This window comes from Paenibacillus marchantiophytorum (assembly GCF_014640555.1).
Lineage (GTDB): Bacteria > Bacillota > Bacilli > Paenibacillales > NBRC-103111 > Paenibacillus_E > Paenibacillus_E marchantiophytorum.
This window is the reverse complement of record NZ_BMHE01000021.1, coordinates 92,294-110,367: the sequence shown is the minus strand read 5'-3', so window position 1 is coordinate 110,367 and position 18,074 is coordinate 92,294. Positions and strand designations below refer to the sequence as shown.

Here is an 18,074-nt window from a genome sequence, read left to right as displayed (position 1 = left end):
TAACATGTCTGTAACTCGACCTTAGGGGTTTTTTTGTGTTTTGTCCAGAAAAATACATCATTTAATTACATATTTAGGAATATATTCTAACGAAATATTCATGTTAGGTTTTTTGCAAAGCTTCTGTCCACGGTGCTCCTTCTCTGACAGTAACGTTGTTTTTCAACGTTAAAGCTCCCTCTTTGGCCACAGGTGCCGCCATAACGCTATTTTTCATCCTTATCTCACCTGAAATGCCTCCACGGCGCTCCTTCACGTCGGTAACGTTGTTTTTCAACGTTAAAGCTCCCTCTTTGGCCTCAAGTGCCGCCATAACGCTGTTTTTCATCCTTATCTCACCTGAAGTCACCTAAAATGCTGTCCACACTGCTCCTTCACCGCCGGTAACGTTGTTTTTCAGCATTAACGCTCCTCTTTTCGCCTCCGCCTCCGCCAGCAGCGCTGCTTTTCATCCCGATCTCACCAGCTACACGCAAACACAAAAACCGTTGACCAATGGCCAACGGTTTTCTCTACGCAATCTGTGTCACAGATGCATCAAACAGCGTGCGGAATGTATCGCCTGACAAGACTTCTTCTTTCATCAGTATCGCGAACGAATGATCAAACACACTGCGTTGCTGTTCCAACAGCGACTTCGTACGAATCATAAGCGCCTCGAGAATCGCTGTATTCTCTTTCATTAATTGATCTTTGGTCACCATTTCACGATCGATAATGCCTAGAGAGGTCAAGCCGGAATCCATCATATTGCGGACCATGGACAACGCTTGTTCAAAGTCATTGCGCGAACCTGTGCTGCGCCCGCCATAGAAGATTTCCTCCGCGGCGGCTCCGCCCAAAGCAATCATGATCTGATGCTCAATATAATCTTTGGTATATAGATAATGGTCCTTAGGTGGATTATGACGCACATAACCTAAGGCTTTCCCGCGCGGGCTGACCGTAACTTGAGACACGGAACCGGGACGAACCAATTCGGCGATAATCGCATGTCCTAATTCATGGTAAGCAACACGTTCCTTCTCCTCTTGCGCGGTTTCTTTATCTGTTCTTTCCCCCATCATCACCTTATCAATCGCAGATGCCAAATGATGCTGTTCAATGGCTGTTTTTTCTTCACGCATCGCATAAATCGCAGCCTCATTCAGCACCCCTTCGAGCTGTGCTCCTGAGAAGCCAAACGTCTGATCAGCTATCGTATCCAAGGATACTCCCTTGGATAACGGTTTATTTTTCACATGAATATCCAGAATAGACAGACGGCCTTTCTTATCGGGCAAATCAACTTCAATATGACGGTCAAATCGACCAGGACGCAATAACGCGCTATCCAGCATTTCCTTACGATTCGTAGCGGCAACAATTAAAATGCGAGGTGCGTCATTCGTATGAATCCCATCCATTTCCGTCAACAACTGATTGAGCGTCTGATCATATTCTCTTTGCTGACCGCCATCACGCTTTCCACCGATCACATCGATCTCATCAATAAAGATAATCGCATTATCCTTGCCTTCTTTGGCAGCGCGCGATCTAGCTTCTTTGAATAAATCACGTACACGGCTCGCGCCAACACCCACATACATCTCCACAAACTCACTGCCTGAAGCGGCTAAGTAAACAGAATTCGTATAATGAGCAGCGGCTTTGGCCATTAATGTTTTCCCGGTCCCCGGAGGACCCGTAAGCAGTATCCCTTTGAGCGGGCGAATACCCAGCTTCTTAATTTCCTCATGTTTGATCAAAAAATCCAGCGCTTCCGTCAACTCTTTCTTCGCTCGATCCTGACCGCCAATCTCCTCGAAAGTTAAGTAGGATGGCGTGCGATTTTTGCTTTTGCGGTCGCCACCGCCAGTCGTAATCCCGACACCGCCGCGGCCGCGAATCATATAAAATAACGATACACCTAGCACGGCCACGAAGAGAATCGGTATAATATTCACACCGAGAAATATTAAAAAAGCAAGCAAAACAGGAATAAACCCAATACCAATTTCCTTATAAAGTTTACTCATTCGGCCACACCCCGATCTGAGAAGTTCTAGGCAGCATAATGAATTTCGTCGCATCACCATCTGTCAAGCGAATGTACACATACGTCTGATCCATTTCACTTTCCACTTTCATTGTCGGCACTTCACTTGCATACTTCTGCAAAGTAGTTGGTATATCGGCATAATGCTTCGTTTCCATCGCTTGAGCAACTTCAAATAAAGCTTTCGACCACCACTGGTCCAGCTTGTCTGAAGGGTTATCTTTGATATGAATATTAACCGTCCGTTTACCAATAATAGAAGCGCTATCCTTATGAATACGATCAACTACCGTTCTTAAATTCGCATCTTTATTTAGTGAAACTTCAATATCAACACGCTCACTATCCAATTTCATCGTCGAGCTCGTGACACCGGGAACTTTGCTTATGATGTCGTTTAACGGATTTTCCATAGCCAAGCTTGTATAGGCAAACCATCCACCAAACAAAACACCGGCAGAAATGATTACACTGATTACGACAGGTAAGAGACGCAGCTTCATCAGTCAACGTCCCCCTTTCTCCAAATTATTTTGTTTCGTCCTTTTCTATACGAATAGTATATCACGCGGTATACACCTTTGCTTTATGAAAAGAGTGGAAACGAAAAAACTCAGCCCTAGTGCAGGCTGAGTCGGTACGTATCCAGATAGCTTCCATCTTTGAATTTATAGTAATCATAGAAATAACGTGTTCCGCTATCTTCTTGCTTCTTATAGAACACTTCCCAAACATATTCCTGACCAAGCTTACCTGGGATTACCCGTTCAATTTCGAAGTCCGCGTCCTTTTTGAGCATCGTCTCCCGAACTTGGTCCTCCGTAATAGCATCCGCGGTCATCTCGGTGTGCGTATCTTTGTCAGAAACCCAGACAATGACGCCTTGACCTAACTTATCTTCCCCATAAACGATTTGCAGGGGTTCGTCTCCATAGAAGAAATCCACATTCGTCGCTTTGGTCATGATGCTTTTCTCATAAGCCTTTTCAACTGCTTTGCTTTTTTCATCCCAATGTTCATCCTGAACATTTAAGTAAAAGCGGCTAAGTACAACACCCAGTGTGACAACAATGAAAACACCGAGCATGATGGATCGCTTTGTATTCATGTTCGCGGATCACCTCCCCAGACGAACTTAACGGCAAGTGGCTTAACCAATCAGCCTGTCAAAGGACTGCACAAATTCACGCTTAATTTTTTCTTCATCCAGCGTCAAGCACTCGCCCTTGCGAACGATCCAATTACCATCTACACAAACATCAACTACATCTTTGGCGCAAGCCGAGTACACAATATGAGAAACGAAATCCGTCCGCGGCAGGAAATGCGGCTGATCGATATCCAAGGCGATGAAATCAGCCTTCATCCCCGGCTGCAACGAACCTACATCATCCAACCATACAGATTCTGCACCCATGCGCGTCCCGAGCAGAAGTGCTTGCGCCGCTGGTACTGCGAGCGGATCGCCGGAAACGCCTTTATGAATCAATGCAGCCAATCTCATTTCTTCAAACATATCCAAATTGTTATTGGAAGCAGCGCCGTCCGTACCCAGGGAAACCTTTACCCCAGCGCGCAAAAGCTCTGGAACACGAGCTACACCGCTAGCTAATTTCAGGTTGCTGCCTGGATTATGGGATACACGAACATCATATTGCTTAAGTATGCCGATTTCCTCATCCGTCAAATGCACACCATGTGCGACGAGCGTCGGTCTGCTGAACACGCCGATCTTCTCTAGGTGAGCAACAGGGCGCAGGCCGTATTGATCAACGTTTGCTTGCACTTCACGGCTCGTTTCCGACATATGCGTATGAATCGGCAGATTCAAATCATGGGCAGCCTGCACGATACGTTCGATGTAATCCGGCGGGCATGTATAAGGAGCATGCGGAGACATCATCGTGGTGATTCGGCCATTCGCTTGACCATGCCAATTTTTCGCAAACTCTGTCGCTTCGATCAGCTTGGAGGTTTGAACATCGGGCGGGCATAGGCCAATGACACCACGTGTGAGCACGCCGCGCATACCTGACTCCTCCACAGACTTGGCCACTTCATTCATATGATCGTACATGTCAACAACGGTCGTAGTGCCGCCTTTGATCATTTCCATAATGGACAGCTGTGTCCCCCATTTGACATCCTGGGATGTGAATTTGGCTTCCATCGGCCACATTTTCTCTTCCAGCCAAACTTGCAGTGCCAGATCATCCCCGTATCCACGCAACAGTGACATTGCCGCATGTCCATGTGTGTTGACGAGACCAGGCATGTATAGTTTGTTCGTTCCATCGATCACTTCATCATAGTTTTCGCGCGGTTCTGGGCTTTGATCACCAATGTATGTAATTTGATTGCCTTCAATCACCATACAACCTTGGATTGACGATTTCGCTTCATTATTAGAAATAAAAATTCCGTTCGTAATTAATGTTTTTTTCATACTAAAAAACCCTCTCTATGCTCATTCTAAAGACAAACACTGCTTTATAAACTTTACAACTTCGAGCATCTAAAATCAAGAATTCATCGCCATGTTAAGAAAATGTAAATTGTCACGGAATTTTCGTTGCTTAAAGTACGATTGATATGATACTTTTAGCATTGTGAGTTTTTTTCTACATATTGGTCTGTTTATCCTGAAAAAGACGATAATTTGATCAAAAATTTCTACATATAGTAAATAATAGGAGGATTATATGACAACGTTATTCACAAAAAAGAACGAAGTCGATTTCTTGCAACTACTAATACGTGCTGCTGAAAACGCACTCCAAACCGCACAATTGTTCCGCACAGCTATGATGGGTGATAAACCTCCAATTGAATATGTTAAACCCATTCACGATCTGGAACACGCTGGTGATTCGATTACGCACGAAATCTTCAAAGGCCTGAACAAAGTTTTCATTACCCCTATTGATCGGGAAGATATTATGGTCCTCGCTTCCAAAGTAGATGATGTGACCGATGGTATAGAAGCCACGATTGCTCGATTCGATTATCTCTCTGTCTCCCACACAGATTCCTATATGAAAGAATTTTCAGCCGTGATTGTTGACTCCTGTCAGCATATGCTGGATGCCTTCAAACTCCTTGCCAAGAAAAAATATATGCAAATCCCAGAGCACACCGTAGCTATCAACTCCCTCGAAAATGATGGAGACCGCTTGATGCGGGAAGGCATTCGCCAAATTTTCATCACGCGCAAAGACCCGTACGAAGATTTCAAATTGAAAGAAATTTATGAGCGTCTCGAAGAAACCACGGATGCTTGTGAAGATGTTGCCAATATCCTAGACAGTGTCGTGCTTCGTTATTCATAGGAACTTTCGTTGCTATGACGCGAAGAAAGTTTTCCAATCGGAAAACGCTTAGGAGGAAATCATGTTAACCTATTTAGTTATTATTGTCATTCTCGCTTTGCTTTTTGACTTCATCAATGGCTTTCATGATACAGCCAATGCGATTGCAACTTCCATTTCAACACGAGCGCTTAGCCCGCGGGTAGCCATCATCATGGCTGCAACGCTTAACTTTGTAGGCGCTATGGTTTCTTCCAAAGTTGCCAAAACGGTCGGAGGCAGCATCGCGAACCCTGCCAAGATTGAGAATGGCGTAGAAATTGTCATAGCCGCCTTATTGGCAGCTATTATCTGGAATCTTTTAACCTGGTACCTTTCCATTCCATCTTCCTCTTCTCACACTTTGCTTGGCGCATTAGCAGGTGCGGTAATTGCCGGTGCAGGCGTCCATGCGGTCAACTGGGATGGATTTACGCAAATCATCATTATCCTGCTTTTGTCGCCTCTCATTGCTTTTGGACTAGGTTATCTCATCATGGTGCTGATCAAATACATTGTCATCTGGTCGGGAAATACATCAAGATCCAAATTGAATCGAATGTTTCGTACGCTGCAAATTATTTCCGCGGGTCTGTTATCCTACTCCCATGGTGGAAATGACGCTCAGAAGGCAATGGGTATTATCGTCTTCGGTCTCGTAGCTGCCGGTGTACAAACCGATCTCGATGTCCCTCTCTGGGTAAAAATTTCAGCCGCCTTGGCGATGGGGCTTGGTACTTCCATCGGCGGATGGCGCATCATCAAAACGGTTTCCGGTAAAATTGTTAAAATTGAACCCATCAATGGCTTTGCATCTGATTTAACTTCATCCATTGTTATTCAATTCTCGACTTTCATCGGCAAACCCCTTTCCACAACACATGTCATTTCGTCCGCGATCATTGGGACAGGCAGTGTGCTGCGGTTTCATGATGTTCAATGGGGCACGGTTGGGCGGATGCTCATAACTTGGATCATCACCATTCCAATCAGCATCATTTTGGCCTTCTCGATTTACTTCGTATTGTTTAGACTTATTTTTTAAAGGTCCAATCTTGTTCGAATGAAGAAAAACGGCTTCACTGCCCTGATAGATCAGTCTCTTCTAGCGGCAAAACCTTGTAAGGGAACTAGAGGACGCTAATTAGGCAAAAAGTAGGGATGCGTGACTAATAGCGGAACTACAGGGTCTCATTTCCACGAAAACGTTGAAAATTCCCATGAAACGGCAAAATAGCGTACTGTAGTTCCCTCACCCTACCGAAAATGACACTTTTGGCTTTTTGGCTAGAATAGCGCACCATAGTTCCCTTACCTCCGCGCGAGGCAGCGGGAATAATTCCGCGTTCACTCCAAAACATATAAACTCTTATATATTTAAAGAAAAAACCGTCAGGTACATCCTGACGGTTTTTCTATGTGTACATCTAGGGGGGCTACCGCGTCGCGCGTTTCCACCCTCACGCCCACCTGTTCTATTTTGAGCTGCTGCTCTGCTCTGCACAGCTCTGCTCAGCTCCTGCTAATCCAGATAATACGCCAAGCTTTGCAGCTCCGTCGTGAAATCCGCGTAATGCACGCGCACTTCCGCAGGCACCTTGATGATAACAGGCGCAAAATTCAGGATCGCTTCAATGCCGCAGTCAACGAATTGATTGGCTACATTTTGAGCCTCGGCCGCCGGTACAGTAATAATCCCAATACGCACGCCCAGCTGCGATAATACGCTCTTCATCTCGGACATCGGCTGGACGATCAAATTATTGATCATCTCCCCCGCTTTTTCAGGCATCGCATCGAACAAAGCGACTATTTTCATATCATTACGCAGATAGGTATTATAATTGCACAACGCACGGCCCAGATTGCCCGCCCCGACAAGAGCTACTTGAATATGCCGGTCAAGCTTAAGAATTTGTCTAATTTTCTCGATCAAATAAGAGATGTCGTAGCCGATGCCTTTTTTCCCGAATTCTCCGAAATAAGCCAAATCTTTGCGAATTTGAGCAGGATTCAGATCCAGCTTTTGGCCCAAATCCTGCGAGGATACCGTCGACACATTTTTCATCGAAAGCTCATTCAAATACCGTAAATAAATGGGCAATCTGCGTACGACAGCCTCTGATATTTTCTGCGTTTTCATCTTTCGGCATCCCCCATCCCCATCCACTGCTCAATCCTTGGTAACATTTGTTCCGTCGTCATATGCTCTATCTTAGGCCCAGGCAGTGAGTAGAGGAAGTGTTTGCCATAGTAAGTATCGATGACGCGGGTATCGTAGATGATAACGATTCCTTTATCAGAAGCCCTTCTGACAAGCCGTCCAAACCCTTGCTTGAAACGAATGACAGCCTGCGGCACCGAGAATTTCATAAACGGATTTTCATTTCGCTTCTTGATGTTCTCGCATTTGGCTTCGACCAACGGGTTGTTGGGCGGTTGGAACGGCAGTCGAATAATAGCCAAGCAGCTGAGCGCGTCCCCAGGAATATCGACACCCTCCCAGAACGAGCTGGTGCCCAGTAGAACGCACATCGCATTATCTTGGAACATTCGGGTCAACTTACTGCGGTTGCTGCTGTCAATGCCCTGTCCCAGCACGGTGATGCCGTATGGCTTGAGCAAGTCCTTCATCCCTGCATATATTTGCTTCAACATCCGATTCGAGGTACACAGGATCAACATGCGTCCCTTCGTAACTTGCGCTACATCACTAAGCGATTGGATAAGGGCATTGATGAAGGCAGGATCTCCCGCACCTTTGATCATTGGAAAATCACGCGGAATCACGACAAGCGCTTGCTCACGGTAATTAAAGGGCGAAGGCAACTGCACCGTTTTGAGTTTGCCTCTCTCTTCATCTTCTGGAATCGCCAAGCCTAATTGATCAGCGGAGTACTGAAAGGACTTATTCACGGATAAAGTCGCTGAGGTTAGGACAATACTATCTTTCGTTTCAAAAAAATGCTGCTGCAGCAGTCCGCTTACATCAATAGGTACGGAGTTCAACTGCAGTGACTTGGCTTTGGCATAGGTGCCAGCTTCCATCCAATACACATAGCCTTCGTCAGCCATCTTCATAAAGAAGTGCAGCGCGTCGCGATGTTCGTATAATTCCTTAACCGTACCATTCAGGTCCGTTACAAGGCCTTGAACGCCAAGCACATCCTGCATCTCTTTGACTTCACTCAGCAATTTATCGAGTGTCCGCAGCAAATCGTTGGCATTCAGATAAATATTGTCTTCCATAATCACTAGCTCTCGCCAGTTGTCAGGCAGCGTCTCTGACTTCACCCGCAGAACATACTGCGAATTTTCCGTTTGGGAAGGGTCGCTGTTCGCAGCCAAAAGTTCATACAGCGATTCGCTCAATCGATCCCAATCTTCTTTAATCTTAATGATTTTAGGGAAGAGACTGTCAATCGTTTGACTCCAGGCTGCTGCGCGTTCTGCATGCTCATTGGACTTCTGCAATCGAAACCGGAGCATCGGCAATTGACCACTGCGATTATCTTTGTACAGCCATAATAAGGAATGGTAAAAGGCCGAAGAATGAAGCTCAATTCCCAGGTGCTTGCTCGCGACTTCTTCAAAATGATGCGCCTCATCAATGACAAGGTGCTTGTAAGACGGTAGAAGGCGGTTCTCAGCCTTCATATCCGTGAAGAGGAGGGAATGGTTGGTGATGATCACATCGGCCGTATTGGCGTCATTGCGTGCGCGATGATAGAAGCATTTCTTATACCATGGACACATCCGGTTCAAACAGGAGTCGGTATCACTGGCAACCGTATGCCAGAACTGCGCACCCTTATTTCCAAAATGCAGCTCCTCATCGTCGCCATGTTCGGTTTCACTAAGCCAAACAACCATTTGCGCGGCCGTTATCGGATCTTCCTTGCCATTCTCATAATCACGTGTCGTCAATTTCGTTTCGAATTTGCGCAGGCAGAGGTAATGGCTTCTGCCTTTGAGCACCGCGGCTTTGAAAGGCACCGGAAAGATCGCCTTCAATAGCGGAATATCCCGCTCCCGCAGCTGTTCCTGCAAATTGATCGTGTGCGTCGATACGACCACTTTCTTCTCATACTTAATGCCATAATAAATGGCCGGGATCAAGTAACCCAACGATTTGCCCGTACCTGTGCCAGCCTCAATCATCAAGTGCTGATCGTTCTCAAGCGACTTCTCCACTTCATGGATCATCTGCTCTTGAGATTCGCGATCTTCAAAGATCTCGAACTTCGCTTGCAGCGCAGTTTTGAGTCCTTGATGGAACGCCTTGAATGAAGTCCCCAAACCAGCCTCATCGGCTGGCGTGCGAATATCTTCTTCCTCGCCCCAATCAGAAACATTCAGCGTGAATTGCCGGAAGTAACGATTCGTATCCATATCTACACTTGTGATGGACTCTTTGTACAAACAGATTTCATCCAAGAACCAGCCTAAATCACTGTTCCCGTTTTCAAAAATATGCTGCAAGCGTTGAATCGTCAGCAGCGGCAATCCAATTAATCGTTCCAAACACATGACCCAGATGGCAGCGGTCACTTCTGCATCGCTATCCGCTTGGTGCGGCCTCTCATGATCAAGCCCGAACAAAGCAGCCACCATACTAAGTTGAAGGCTCGAAATCGAAGGAAACAGCATACGCAGCATATCGATCGTATCCAAAACGCGTCCTGAGAAAGGCGGATACCCCGTCTTCATCAAACCTTTTTGCAAAAAGGACACGTCGAAAGCAGCATGATGTGCTACCAGCACGCAATCAAATAGAAGCGGAAACATATCTGACATGACTTGATCAAGCGTTGGGGCATCGGCCACCATATCTTCCGTAATGCCAGTAAGTGTTGTAATGGAAGAAGGTATACTAATCCCTGGATTGACCAGAGAAGTATACCTGTCTGTGATTTGAAATTGATCTATAATGACTAATCCAACCTGGATAATCTCATCCGCGGGCTGACTTCCTGTCGTTTCAAAATCCAAAACTGCAAATTTCATGACGTGTATCTTCAATCCCTTCGTCCTGCACTTCTCCTAGCATACCAAATCTGATGAGGAAAAGGGAATACCTAGTCGCCGTTTAGGTCTTAAGATTCGTCCAGATTGATCAGCGGCTCCATACATGAAGGATCGGTGTGATACGCTTTTTGGAAATACTCAAAGGCTTTCTCCATATTCTGATTCTGAACTTGTATACAGCCCATGGCATTATAGGAGATGGCCTTCATTTGGGAATTATCGGTTAAGGGAAGCAGGAATTTGAAGTGTTGATACGCTTCTCCAAACTCCCCTTTCCGCAAATGTCCCATCGCTAAATACACTCTGGCCAACAAGAAATCAGGCTGCTTCTCAATCAATGCTGCAAACTCTTTAATCGCCTGATCGTACATGTAAAGCTTGTAATAGCCCTGCCCCCGCACGAATTCATCCGTCTGCTTCCCGGACAAATCAAGATCCATCAGTTCTTTATGAAGGGTTTGGGTGCTGATCGGTACGTCCCCATAAAACTTTCCCAGCTTCTCCTCAAAAAGCAGCCACGCCTCGATGAACTCGTCGCTCATCGTTTTCAACACCTGCAATTGTTCGTCGAGCTCCGCCTTTTTTTCCACATCACTATTCGGATATTCTTTTTGGATTTCTTCCAAAACCTCGTTCATTGTGGAAAATAAATGCTTAAACATTTGGCATCCCACCTTTGCTTCGAAAGCTTATCCTCATTCTTTGTAAACAGAGCCGATTTCATGCATGGAAGTCAGGACTTAAAGGATCGTGGAGTGCTCTTCCTCTTTCAGCAGCTGGACCACTTTATTATTAGCCCCCATGATCGCAATTGTCGGGTGATGCTTCTTAGCCTCTTCATCGCTCAACATCGCGTACGAGACGATAATAACGGTGTCTCCAGTCTGCACCAACCGGGCTGCTGCTCCGTTCAGACAAATAACGCCAGAGCCGCGCGGCCCCGGAATAATGTAGGTTTCCAGGCGTGCGCCGTTATTGTTATTGACGATCTGCACTTTCTCATTGGGCAGCATGTCAACCAAATCAATCAAATCTTCATCGATCGTGATGCTTCCGATATAGTCCAAATTGGCTTCTGTAACGGTTGCGCGGTGAATTTTGGCTTTCATCATTGTGCGAAACATCGTCGTCACTTCCTTACTTGTAAAATGAGATTATCAATTAGCCGGGTTTTGCCGAATTTAACAGCTAAAGCAATAATGATAGAAGAGGTATGATGGCTGTTGTCAAATGGTTCCAAGCTCGGATAAGCAAGCGCCTCGACATAATCAATATCAGCTAATGAAGCCGTTGAAATATGGCTCCTGACAAGTTCTTCAAGCTCTTCGGATGTAAAACTGGCCTGGGCAAGACTAAAATCCCGGGCTTTCTGCAAAGCTTGCGACAGCACCAAAGCTTGCTTGCGCTCATCTTCAGAAAGATACACGTTTCGGGAACTCATGGCAAGCCCATCCGCTTCCCGCAGCGTTGGGCAAGGAACGATTTCTACAGCAAGATTGAGGTCCAGCACCATTTGCTGAATCACTGCGATCTGTTGGGCATCTTTAAGACCAAAAAAAGCTTGATCCGGCTGTACAATATGAAACAGCTTGCTGACTACAGTGGCTACGCCGTCAAAGTGTCCTGGACGCGATGCTCCGCATAGTCTGGCTGTTAGTCCGGTTACATTCACTGTTGTGCGCGTCGGAGACGGATACATTTCAGCTACGGAAGGCATAAAGACCAGATCAGCGCCAGCCGCTTCAGCCAATTGGAGGTCCTTCTCCGTATTGCGCGGATACCGTTCGAAGTCCTCGCCCGGCCCGAACTGCAGCGGGTTGACAAAAATGCTCAAGACAACCAGTCCGCTTTGTGCCCGCGCCTTGCGCAATAAACTCACGTGTCCTTCATGCAAATACCCCATCGTCGGCACGAAACCCACGGTTTGATCGTTTGTACGCCGGAAATCTTTAATCCGCGAACGCAGCTCGGCGATGGAATGAACAACTTGCATTGTCTGAGTCGCTTCCATAGCGATCAATCCTCCTTGTCGCCATACAAATATTGCACGACATCATTGTCCATGTGGAATGTATTCTCGGGACTTGGGAAAGCGCGTGTTTTCACTTCTTTCACATATTCGGCAATACCTTTTCGAATAGTTTCCCCGATATTAGCGTAAGCTTTGACGAACTTTCTGGGTGCACTGTCAGAACCATACTGCAAAAGGTCATGATAGACGAGCACTTGTCCATCGCAATGTACCCCAGATCCAATCCCAATTGTCGGGATCGTCAGCTGCTTGGATATCCATTGCGCCAACTCATCGGTAACCAACTCCAGAACAATGGCGAATGCGCCCGCTTCCTCAATCGCTTTGGCATCGCTCAGCAGCTTCTCCGCTTGCTCCGAGCTTCTCCCCTGTACACGGAAACCGCCGAGTTGATGAACCGACTGAGGTGTTAAGCCCAAGTGTCCAACGACTGGAACGCCAGCTTGTGTAATCGCTTTGACCGTCGCAGCGATTTCCGCTCCGCCTTCCAGCTTAACCGCCTTCGCTCCGCCCTCTTGCATTAAGCGGGCAACGCCTTTTAACGTCACATCCAAGCTGCCATGGTACGTAAGGAACGGCATATCCGCTACGACAAAAGTGCGAGATGCTCCCCGCACCGTCGCCCGCGTATGGTACACCATATCATCCAGTGTCACCGGCAGTGTGGAGTCGAACCCGATCACGACATTGCCCAGTGAATCACCAACAAGAATGACATCAATGCCAGCCTCTTCCGCCAGTCGGCCTGAAGGGTAATCATAGGCTGTGATCATCGTGATCGGCACGCCGTCCTGCTTCATTTTTCTCATCTTCGTTGTGGTTAGCGGCTTACGTTGTTCCATGTCAATCCCAACTTCCTGATATAAAATAAAAAACCTTTTAGCTAAGAGCTAAAAGGATCGCATGCAGAAAGAATCTAAGGTGATCCTTCTGTCTCGGTCCCATAAGGCTCAGAGCAGAATCCAACATCTTGTATAACGGTTATTCAAATGTGCAACAACATACGGTCAAGCTGCAAGTGCCGTTCCTTTAAGGATACCGCCTTGTCACCCTATTATACCAAATCCTGCTGCCATTTGATACCTTATCTTTATTTCAGTTCGATATCTCCAGAGTAAATCTTGATCTTCTCTCCAGAGGGTGTAATGACCGTTAAGGCACCTGAGTCGTCCAAGGAGTCAGCAATGCCTTCGATGAAACCGGAAGGCGTAGACGTGCGAATAGGCCGCTTCAGTGTCACACTGAGCGCTTCCCAGAGCAGCCGTATAGGCGCGAACCCTTTGTCCATATAGAGCGCATATAGATCTTCAAATTCCAACAGGAAAGTTTGGACCAGAAGTTCTCGTGAAATCACTTGGCCGGATTCAATCGCCAGTGAGGTGGCAATGCTCCGCAATGCCTCCGGATAATCTTCCGTGGTCAAATTGACGCTGATGCCGATCCCGGCAATGACATATTTGAGACGTTCATCTTCACCGCTGCTTTCAAGCAAAATCCCACTGACCTTCTTGCCCTTGATAAGGAGATCATTCGGCCATTTGATGCCAATCTCAACTTGGCATACTTTCTGGATGGAGCGGCACAAGGCAACGGCGCTGAGCAGCGTTAATTGCGGCATAAAATAAACAGGGACACGCGGCGTAAGCACAATACTCATCCAAATGCCTTTACCCGACGGAGAATGCCACGCACGGCCCATTCGGCCTCTCCCGGCTGTCTGTTCCTCCGCTAGCACAATCGTGCCTTCCTGAGCCCCTGAAGCAACCAGCGCATGGGCAATTGTTTGTGTGGAATCTACAGAGCCATATACATGAACTTTTTGTCCTAGCACTTTGGTTTGCAACCCGGCTAGGAGCTTATTCACTTGCCAACGGTCCGGTTTGCTCACCAGTCGATAGCCTTTGCGCGGCGCGGCTTCAAATTCGTATCCGGCTGCCCGCAGCTCTTCGATATGCTTCCATATCGCCGTGCGGCTAACGTTCAGCCTGCGGCTGATTTCTTCGCCAGACACATACGCTTCCGGCGTTTCTTGGAACAATTCCAAAATACGTTCATTCATGTTTGGTTCACTCGCCATCTATCTGGATTATGAGAAAACCTCTTTCGAGGCCGTTCAAAGATGAGCTTCTTAAAAGCAGCAAATCCTATTAAGGGAACTACAGTCCGCTATATAGGCAAATAGCAGGGATGTTAGGGTCGTAGCGGAACTACAGGGTCTTATTTCGACTAAAGTGCTGAACTTCCCACCAAAACAGCAAAATAGCGCACTGTAGTTCCCTCAACCACTCGATAGTGACGCTTTTGCCTAGAATAGCGGATTGACGTTCCTTTACTAGCCTGCGGTTAGACTTCTACAATGGTGAGCCCGGCATGACCATCATGAAGGGAACTCCCAAACCATATTGAGAAAAACCGCGCTGCGCTGCTACTTCGCAGCACGCGCGGCTTGTAATAGCGCATCTCGCTCGTTCGGAAGCTCACCGAGCGCGGTTCGTTCGAGCAACTGCTGCAGCAAGGCGCCCATCCAGGGGCCAGGCTGCAGCCCAAGCTCTCCCGCCAGATCCTTGCCGGATATGGCGAGCTGTTTGAGGCTGAAGCAGGGAACCTCGCTCAGCCAATCCGCTCCGCAGCGCACCAGTTCGGGTGCTGCGGTTTGCAGGAAGCGCGCGAGCTCGCCGCGCTGCTCGGCAGTATGCGGCAGCGCGCGCAGCAGCCGCAGCAGAGCGCGGGCAGCGGCTTCGCCGCGGCGCACCGCGCCAAGCTTCCAGACCCGCTCCAGCGGAGCAGGGTCTGGGTCTGCCACGCCGGCGGCCACCGCATCGCGCAGGGCGAGAATCGCCACGACCGCATCGCCGTCGGCGCGGGAGAAGGTCAGCTCCTGGAGCGCCGTGCGGACTGTGTCCGCCGGCACCTCCAGCAGCATCAGCAGCATCGCCCAGCGGTCATGCTGCCCTGCAAGCGCGCTGACGGCGTCCAGCGCGTCATCCCAGGCGAGCCAGCGCTCAAAAGGCAGCGGCAGCTGCTTTTTGAAGTGTGCCGTAAGGCGGCTCGCCAGCAGCAAGCGGATGGCCCGCGCCGGCGCAGGGCCTTCGATCATGCGCGCGAGCTCGCTGCGCACCCGCTCCAAAGCGATGTGGCGCATAAGCGGAGCTTGCTCCAGCAGCGCCAACCAAGTGCTTTCCTCGACCTGCAAATCATAGGTCGAAGCAAAGCGAATGCAGCGCAGCATGCGCAGCGCGTCTTCGCCGAATCGCTCCCGGGCTGCGCCTACGCAGCGCAGCACCCCGCGGGCCAAATCTTCTTGCCCCCCGAAAGGATCGAGAATCTCGCCCTGACCATCCATCGCCATCGCGTTCATGGTGAAATCGCGCCGCTTCAAATCCTCGTTCAAATCCGAGATATACGTTACGGAAGAAGGTCGGCGAAAGCCTTCGTATTCCGCTTCCTTCCGGAATGTCGTCACTTCATAGGTTCCCTCGCTCAAAACAACCGTAACCGTACCATGCTGTAACCCCGTTGGCACCGTACGGGAGAAGATTGCCATCACCTGTTCAGGAAGCGCTGAGGTTGCAATATCAATGTCTTTGATCGGTCGCTTAAGAACCGTATCACGCACACAACCGCCGACCAAATACGCCTCAAAACCGGCTTCGACAAGCTTCTGAATTAAGAGCGCAGCCCCGTGATCCAATCTATCTTTGTTATCTACTTCCGACATGTTACTCCTGACCAGCTATCTTCCCCTTTATTGGCAGGCAGAAGCTGTAATGCGATGAGATTCCGGAAGTTCTCTTCCGAGTACGCGATAATAAATTTCTTCATATTGCACGGTTGTAATATCATTACAGAACGTATGTCTGGCGCGGTTCAAACAATTCGCGACCACTTGTTCATACAAGACCTGATTGCTTAACAAATTAACGGCAAGATCAGCCATTTTCTCCGTATCGCCTACTTCAGCCAAGTACCCGGTCTCACCATGTGTGATGAGCTCTGGAATTCCCCCGGCATTGGAACCGATAGTCGGCACACCGCAAGCCATTGCTTCCAGTGCAACGAGACCGAAGCTTTCCTTCTCTGAAGGCAGAAGCATGAGGTCAGCAAGTGAAATCACCTGGGCAACATCATCCTGTTTACCACAAAACGTTACCTTATCCGTAAGCCCAAGCTCTTTGACTTTGGCGATCATTTTCGAAAGATCCGGTCCTTCCCCTACAAATAAAAGCCTTGAAGGAATCCGTTTGCTCACATTGGCAAAAATATCAACGACATCCTGCACCCGTTTAACCGGCCTGAAATTGGAAATATGAATTAATATTTTTTCTTCCGGACGCGCAAATTCGCCTCTTAGCTTGGATATATCCCTTGGATAATACACGCGTTTGTCAACAAAGTTATAGGTTAAATCAATATCACGGTCAATATCCAAGGATTCCCTGGTTTCTTTAATTAAATCCTTCGAAACAGCTGTAACCGCATCGCTCTCATTAATCGCATAACGAATTAAATCAGAAATCGATTGATCCTGGCCGAGAACCGTAATATCTGTTCCATGAAGCGTAGTTACAACTTTCAGTTTAGTTCCAACCATCTGCTTTGCCAGCAGTGCGCAGACAGCATGTGGAATCGCGTAATGCACATGCAATAAATCCAATTCTTCCATCTTGGCAACTTGCGCTAACTTGCTAGCCAGCGAAAGATCATAGGGCGGATAACGGAATACATAATATTGACTGACTTCAACTTCATGATAAAAAATATTTTTATGAAATTTCCCCAAACGGAAAGGCATGCTGTGAGTAATAAAATGAACCTCGTGTCCTTTTTCGGCAAGCAGCTTGCCAAGTTCTGTCGCAACAACCCCGGATCCGCCCAAAGTCGGATAACAAGTGATGCCAATTTTAAGTTTGTCGCTCATCCTACACCTCTTTTCCGATCACTCGAAGCGATCTACCACATAAGGTAATTTGGAAACGAAACCTTCCGCATAGGTAATCATTCGTTTCTGCCCCATCAGTCGATCCCGAGCTTCTACTCGTTCTATATAACCTTGATTTAATGGCGTTGCAACTGTGCCTTGCCCTGTTACAAACTGTGAACGATAGGCGCCTAGGGCTATTATTTTTTTATCATACCATTCAGTGACATTGACCATAAGATCAGCGTCATACACATCATTTATAAAATAAAAGTACAATTGTTCGACATTCACCGGTTCTGACTCCGGCAAGTACTTGCGCAATTTGGCATTAAACACGGCCTCTTGCACCAGAGCTGAACAGGCAATGTGATCAGGATGGCGGTCTTGCCAATAGGGCGCAAACACGATGCGCGGCTTATATTTACGTATTTCCCGGGTAATGCGTTCAATATGGCTAGGCTGGTTCGACAGACCGCGATCCGGCAAACCCAGATTAGAGCGGACCGTTAAGCCCAATAGTTCAGCCGCTTCCTCTGCTTCTTGGATTCTGGACTCGACGGTACCATTGGAAGACATCTCCGCATAGGTTAGATCACAGATGCCTACTTTGACACCCTGAGCGGTGTGCTTGGCAATGGTTGCCCCCATGCCAATCTCGGCATCGTCTGCATGTGCGCCAAAAATAAGGATATCAAGTTTGTCGCTCAT

17 protein-coding genes are annotated in these 18,074 nt (G+C 47.7%); 2 read left to right on the top strand and 15 right to left on the bottom strand.

The features are described 5' to 3' along the window. Positions 1-103: 103 nt before the first annotated feature. The 5 genes from IEY34_RS19910 to IEY34_RS19890 all read right to left on the bottom strand — a co-directional run bounded on the left by IEY34_RS19910 (position 104) and on the right by IEY34_RS19890 (position 4,484). Entirely contained in the window at positions 104-328 is a 225-nt protein-coding gene (locus IEY34_RS19910) for a hypothetical protein (protein ID WP_189014374.1), read from the bottom strand. A 184-nt stretch (positions 329-512) separates the two neighbouring features. Further along, positions 513-2,018 carry an AAA family ATPase gene (locus IEY34_RS19905; protein WP_189014373.1) on the bottom strand — a complete coding sequence of 502 codons (1,506 nt, stop codon included), beginning with the start codon at positions 2,016-2,018 and terminating at the stop codon, positions 513-515. Next, positions 2,011-2,541, bottom strand: a complete 531-nt coding sequence (locus IEY34_RS19900; RefSeq protein WP_189014371.1) for a hypothetical protein — start codon at positions 2,539-2,541, stop codon at positions 2,011-2,013. The genes IEY34_RS19905 and IEY34_RS19900 overlap by 8 nt, the downstream gene beginning before the upstream one ends. A gap of 116 nt (positions 2,542-2,657) precedes the next feature. Continuing rightward, complete coding sequence (locus IEY34_RS19895; RefSeq protein ID WP_189014369.1) at positions 2,658-3,146, bottom strand: cell wall elongation regulator TseB-like domain-containing protein; 489 nt, start codon at positions 3,144-3,146, stop codon at positions 2,658-2,660. Positions 3,147-3,188: 42 nt separating this feature from the next. Further along, positions 3,189-4,484: an amidohydrolase gene (locus IEY34_RS19890; protein WP_189014367.1), complete on the bottom strand. Its 1,296-nt coding sequence runs from the start codon at positions 4,482-4,484 to the stop codon at positions 3,189-3,191. A 256-nt stretch (positions 4,485-4,740) separates the two neighbouring features. Here IEY34_RS19890 and IEY34_RS19885 point away from each other — a divergent pair, with 256 nt between their 5' ends. Together IEY34_RS19885 and IEY34_RS19880 are read left to right on the top strand one after the other, a co-directional pair. Then, entirely contained in the window at positions 4,741-5,367 is a 627-nt protein-coding gene (locus IEY34_RS19885; protein WP_189014365.1) for a DUF47 domain-containing protein, read from the top strand. Positions 5,368-5,428: 61 nt separating this feature from the next. After that, the gene (locus tag IEY34_RS19880) at positions 5,429-6,430 is read left to right on the top strand and encodes an inorganic phosphate transporter (protein ID WP_189014363.1); all 1,002 of its coding nucleotides are present in this window, start codon (positions 5,429-5,431) and stop codon (positions 6,428-6,430) included. 477 nt (positions 6,431-6,907) lie between these two features. Here the strand turns inward: IEY34_RS19880 and IEY34_RS19875 are convergent, their stop codons facing one another. The 10 genes from IEY34_RS19875 to bshB1 form a co-directional block, all read right to left on the bottom strand. Next, positions 6,908-7,528, bottom strand: a complete 621-nt coding sequence (locus IEY34_RS19875; RefSeq protein WP_189014361.1) for a redox-sensing transcriptional repressor Rex — start codon at positions 7,526-7,528, stop codon at positions 6,908-6,910. Then, positions 7,525-10,392, bottom strand: coding sequence for an ATP-dependent DNA helicase DinG (gene dinG / locus IEY34_RS19870; RefSeq protein WP_189014359.1), 2,868 nt, complete (start codon positions 10,390-10,392; stop codon positions 7,525-7,527). The genes IEY34_RS19875 and dinG overlap by 4 nt, the downstream gene beginning before the upstream one ends. Before the next feature lie 89 nt (positions 10,393-10,481). After that, entirely contained in the window at positions 10,482-11,075 is a 594-nt protein-coding gene (locus tag IEY34_RS19865) for a tetratricopeptide repeat protein (protein WP_189014357.1), read from the bottom strand. Between the two features lie 78 nt (positions 11,076-11,153). After that, the gene (gene panD / locus IEY34_RS19860) at positions 11,154-11,537 is read right to left on the bottom strand and encodes an aspartate 1-decarboxylase (RefSeq protein ID WP_189014355.1); all 384 of its coding nucleotides are present in this window, start codon (positions 11,535-11,537) and stop codon (positions 11,154-11,156) included. 5 nt (positions 11,538-11,542) lie between these two features. Next, positions 11,543-12,406 (bottom strand): pantoate--beta-alanine ligase, encoded by an 864-nt coding sequence (panC, locus tag IEY34_RS19855; RefSeq protein ID WP_189014389.1) that lies wholly within the window; start codon positions 12,404-12,406, stop codon positions 11,543-11,545. A 23-nt stretch (positions 12,407-12,429) separates the two neighbouring features. Continuing rightward, positions 12,430-13,287 (bottom strand): 3-methyl-2-oxobutanoate hydroxymethyltransferase, encoded by an 858-nt coding sequence (gene panB / locus IEY34_RS19850; protein ID WP_189014353.1) that lies wholly within the window; start codon positions 13,285-13,287, stop codon positions 12,430-12,432. 248 nt (positions 13,288-13,535) lie between these two features. Continuing rightward, complete coding sequence (locus tag IEY34_RS19845; RefSeq protein WP_189014351.1) at positions 13,536-14,504, bottom strand: biotin--[acetyl-CoA-carboxylase] ligase; 969 nt, start codon at positions 14,502-14,504, stop codon at positions 13,536-13,538. A 366-nt stretch (positions 14,505-14,870) separates the two neighbouring features. After that, positions 14,871-16,163 carry a CCA tRNA nucleotidyltransferase gene (locus tag IEY34_RS19840; protein ID WP_189014349.1) on the bottom strand — a complete coding sequence of 431 codons (1,293 nt, stop codon included), beginning with the start codon at positions 16,161-16,163 and terminating at the stop codon, positions 14,871-14,873. Between the two features lie 27 nt (positions 16,164-16,190). Then, a complete protein-coding gene (gene bshA, locus IEY34_RS19835; RefSeq protein ID WP_189014347.1) occupies positions 16,191-17,363 on the bottom strand; it encodes an N-acetyl-alpha-D-glucosaminyl L-malate synthase BshA in 1,173 nt (390 codons plus the stop codon). 18 nt (positions 17,364-17,381) lie between these two features. Then, the gene (gene bshB1 / locus IEY34_RS19830; RefSeq protein WP_189014345.1) at positions 17,382-18,074 is read right to left on the bottom strand and encodes a bacillithiol biosynthesis deacetylase BshB1; all 693 of its coding nucleotides are present in this window, start codon (positions 18,072-18,074) and stop codon (positions 17,382-17,384) included.

Coding starts and splice junctions, on each gene's coding strand:
- bshB1 (WP_189014345.1), bottom strand. CDS start 18,074: ATGAGCGACAAACTTGATATCCTTATTTTTGGCGCACATGCAGACGAT.
- IEY34_RS19885 (WP_189014365.1), top strand. CDS start 4,741: ATGACAACGTTATTCACAAAAAAGAACGAAGTCGATTTCTTGCAACTA.
- IEY34_RS19845 (WP_189014351.1), bottom strand. CDS start 14,504: ATGAATGAACGTATTTTGGAATTGTTCCAAGAAACGCCGGAAGCGTAT.
- IEY34_RS19900 (WP_189014371.1), bottom strand. CDS start 2,541: ATGAAGCTGCGTCTCTTACCTGTCGTAATCAGTGTAATCATTTCTGCC.
- panC (WP_189014389.1), bottom strand. CDS start 12,406: ATGCAAGTTGTTCATTCCATCGCCGAGCTGCGTTCGCGGATTAAAGAT.
- IEY34_RS19875 (WP_189014361.1), bottom strand. CDS start 7,528: ATGAAAACGCAGAAAATATCAGAGGCTGTCGTACGCAGATTGCCCATT.
- IEY34_RS19910 (WP_189014374.1), bottom strand. CDS start 328: ATGAAAAACAGCGTTATGGCGGCACTTGAGGCCAAAGAGGGAGCTTTA.
- IEY34_RS19865 (WP_189014357.1), bottom strand. CDS start 11,075: ATGTTTAAGCATTTATTTTCCACAATGAACGAGGTTTTGGAAGAAATC.
- IEY34_RS19840 (WP_189014349.1), bottom strand. CDS start 16,163: ATGTCGGAAGTAGATAACAAAGATAGATTGGATCACGGGGCTGCGCTC.
- panB (WP_189014353.1), bottom strand. CDS start 13,287: ATGGAACAACGTAAGCCGCTAACCACAACGAAGATGAGAAAAATGAAG.
- panD (WP_189014355.1), bottom strand. CDS start 11,537: ATGTTTCGCACAATGATGAAAGCCAAAATTCACCGCGCAACCGTTACA.
- bshA (WP_189014347.1), bottom strand. CDS start 17,363: ATGAGCGACAAACTTAAAATTGGCATCACTTGTTATCCGACTTTGGGC.
- IEY34_RS19895 (WP_189014369.1), bottom strand. CDS start 3,146: ATGAATACAAAGCGATCCATCATGCTCGGTGTTTTCATTGTTGTCACA.
- dinG (WP_189014359.1), bottom strand. CDS start 10,392: ATGAAATTTGCAGTTTTGGATTTTGAAACGACAGGAAGTCAGCCCGCG.
- IEY34_RS19880 (WP_189014363.1), top strand. CDS start 5,429: ATGTTAACCTATTTAGTTATTATTGTCATTCTCGCTTTGCTTTTTGAC.
- IEY34_RS19890 (WP_189014367.1), bottom strand. CDS start 4,484: ATGAAAAAAACATTAATTACGAACGGAATTTTTATTTCTAATAATGAA.
- IEY34_RS19905 (WP_189014373.1), bottom strand. CDS start 2,018: ATGAGTAAACTTTATAAGGAAATTGGTATTGGGTTTATTCCTGTTTTG.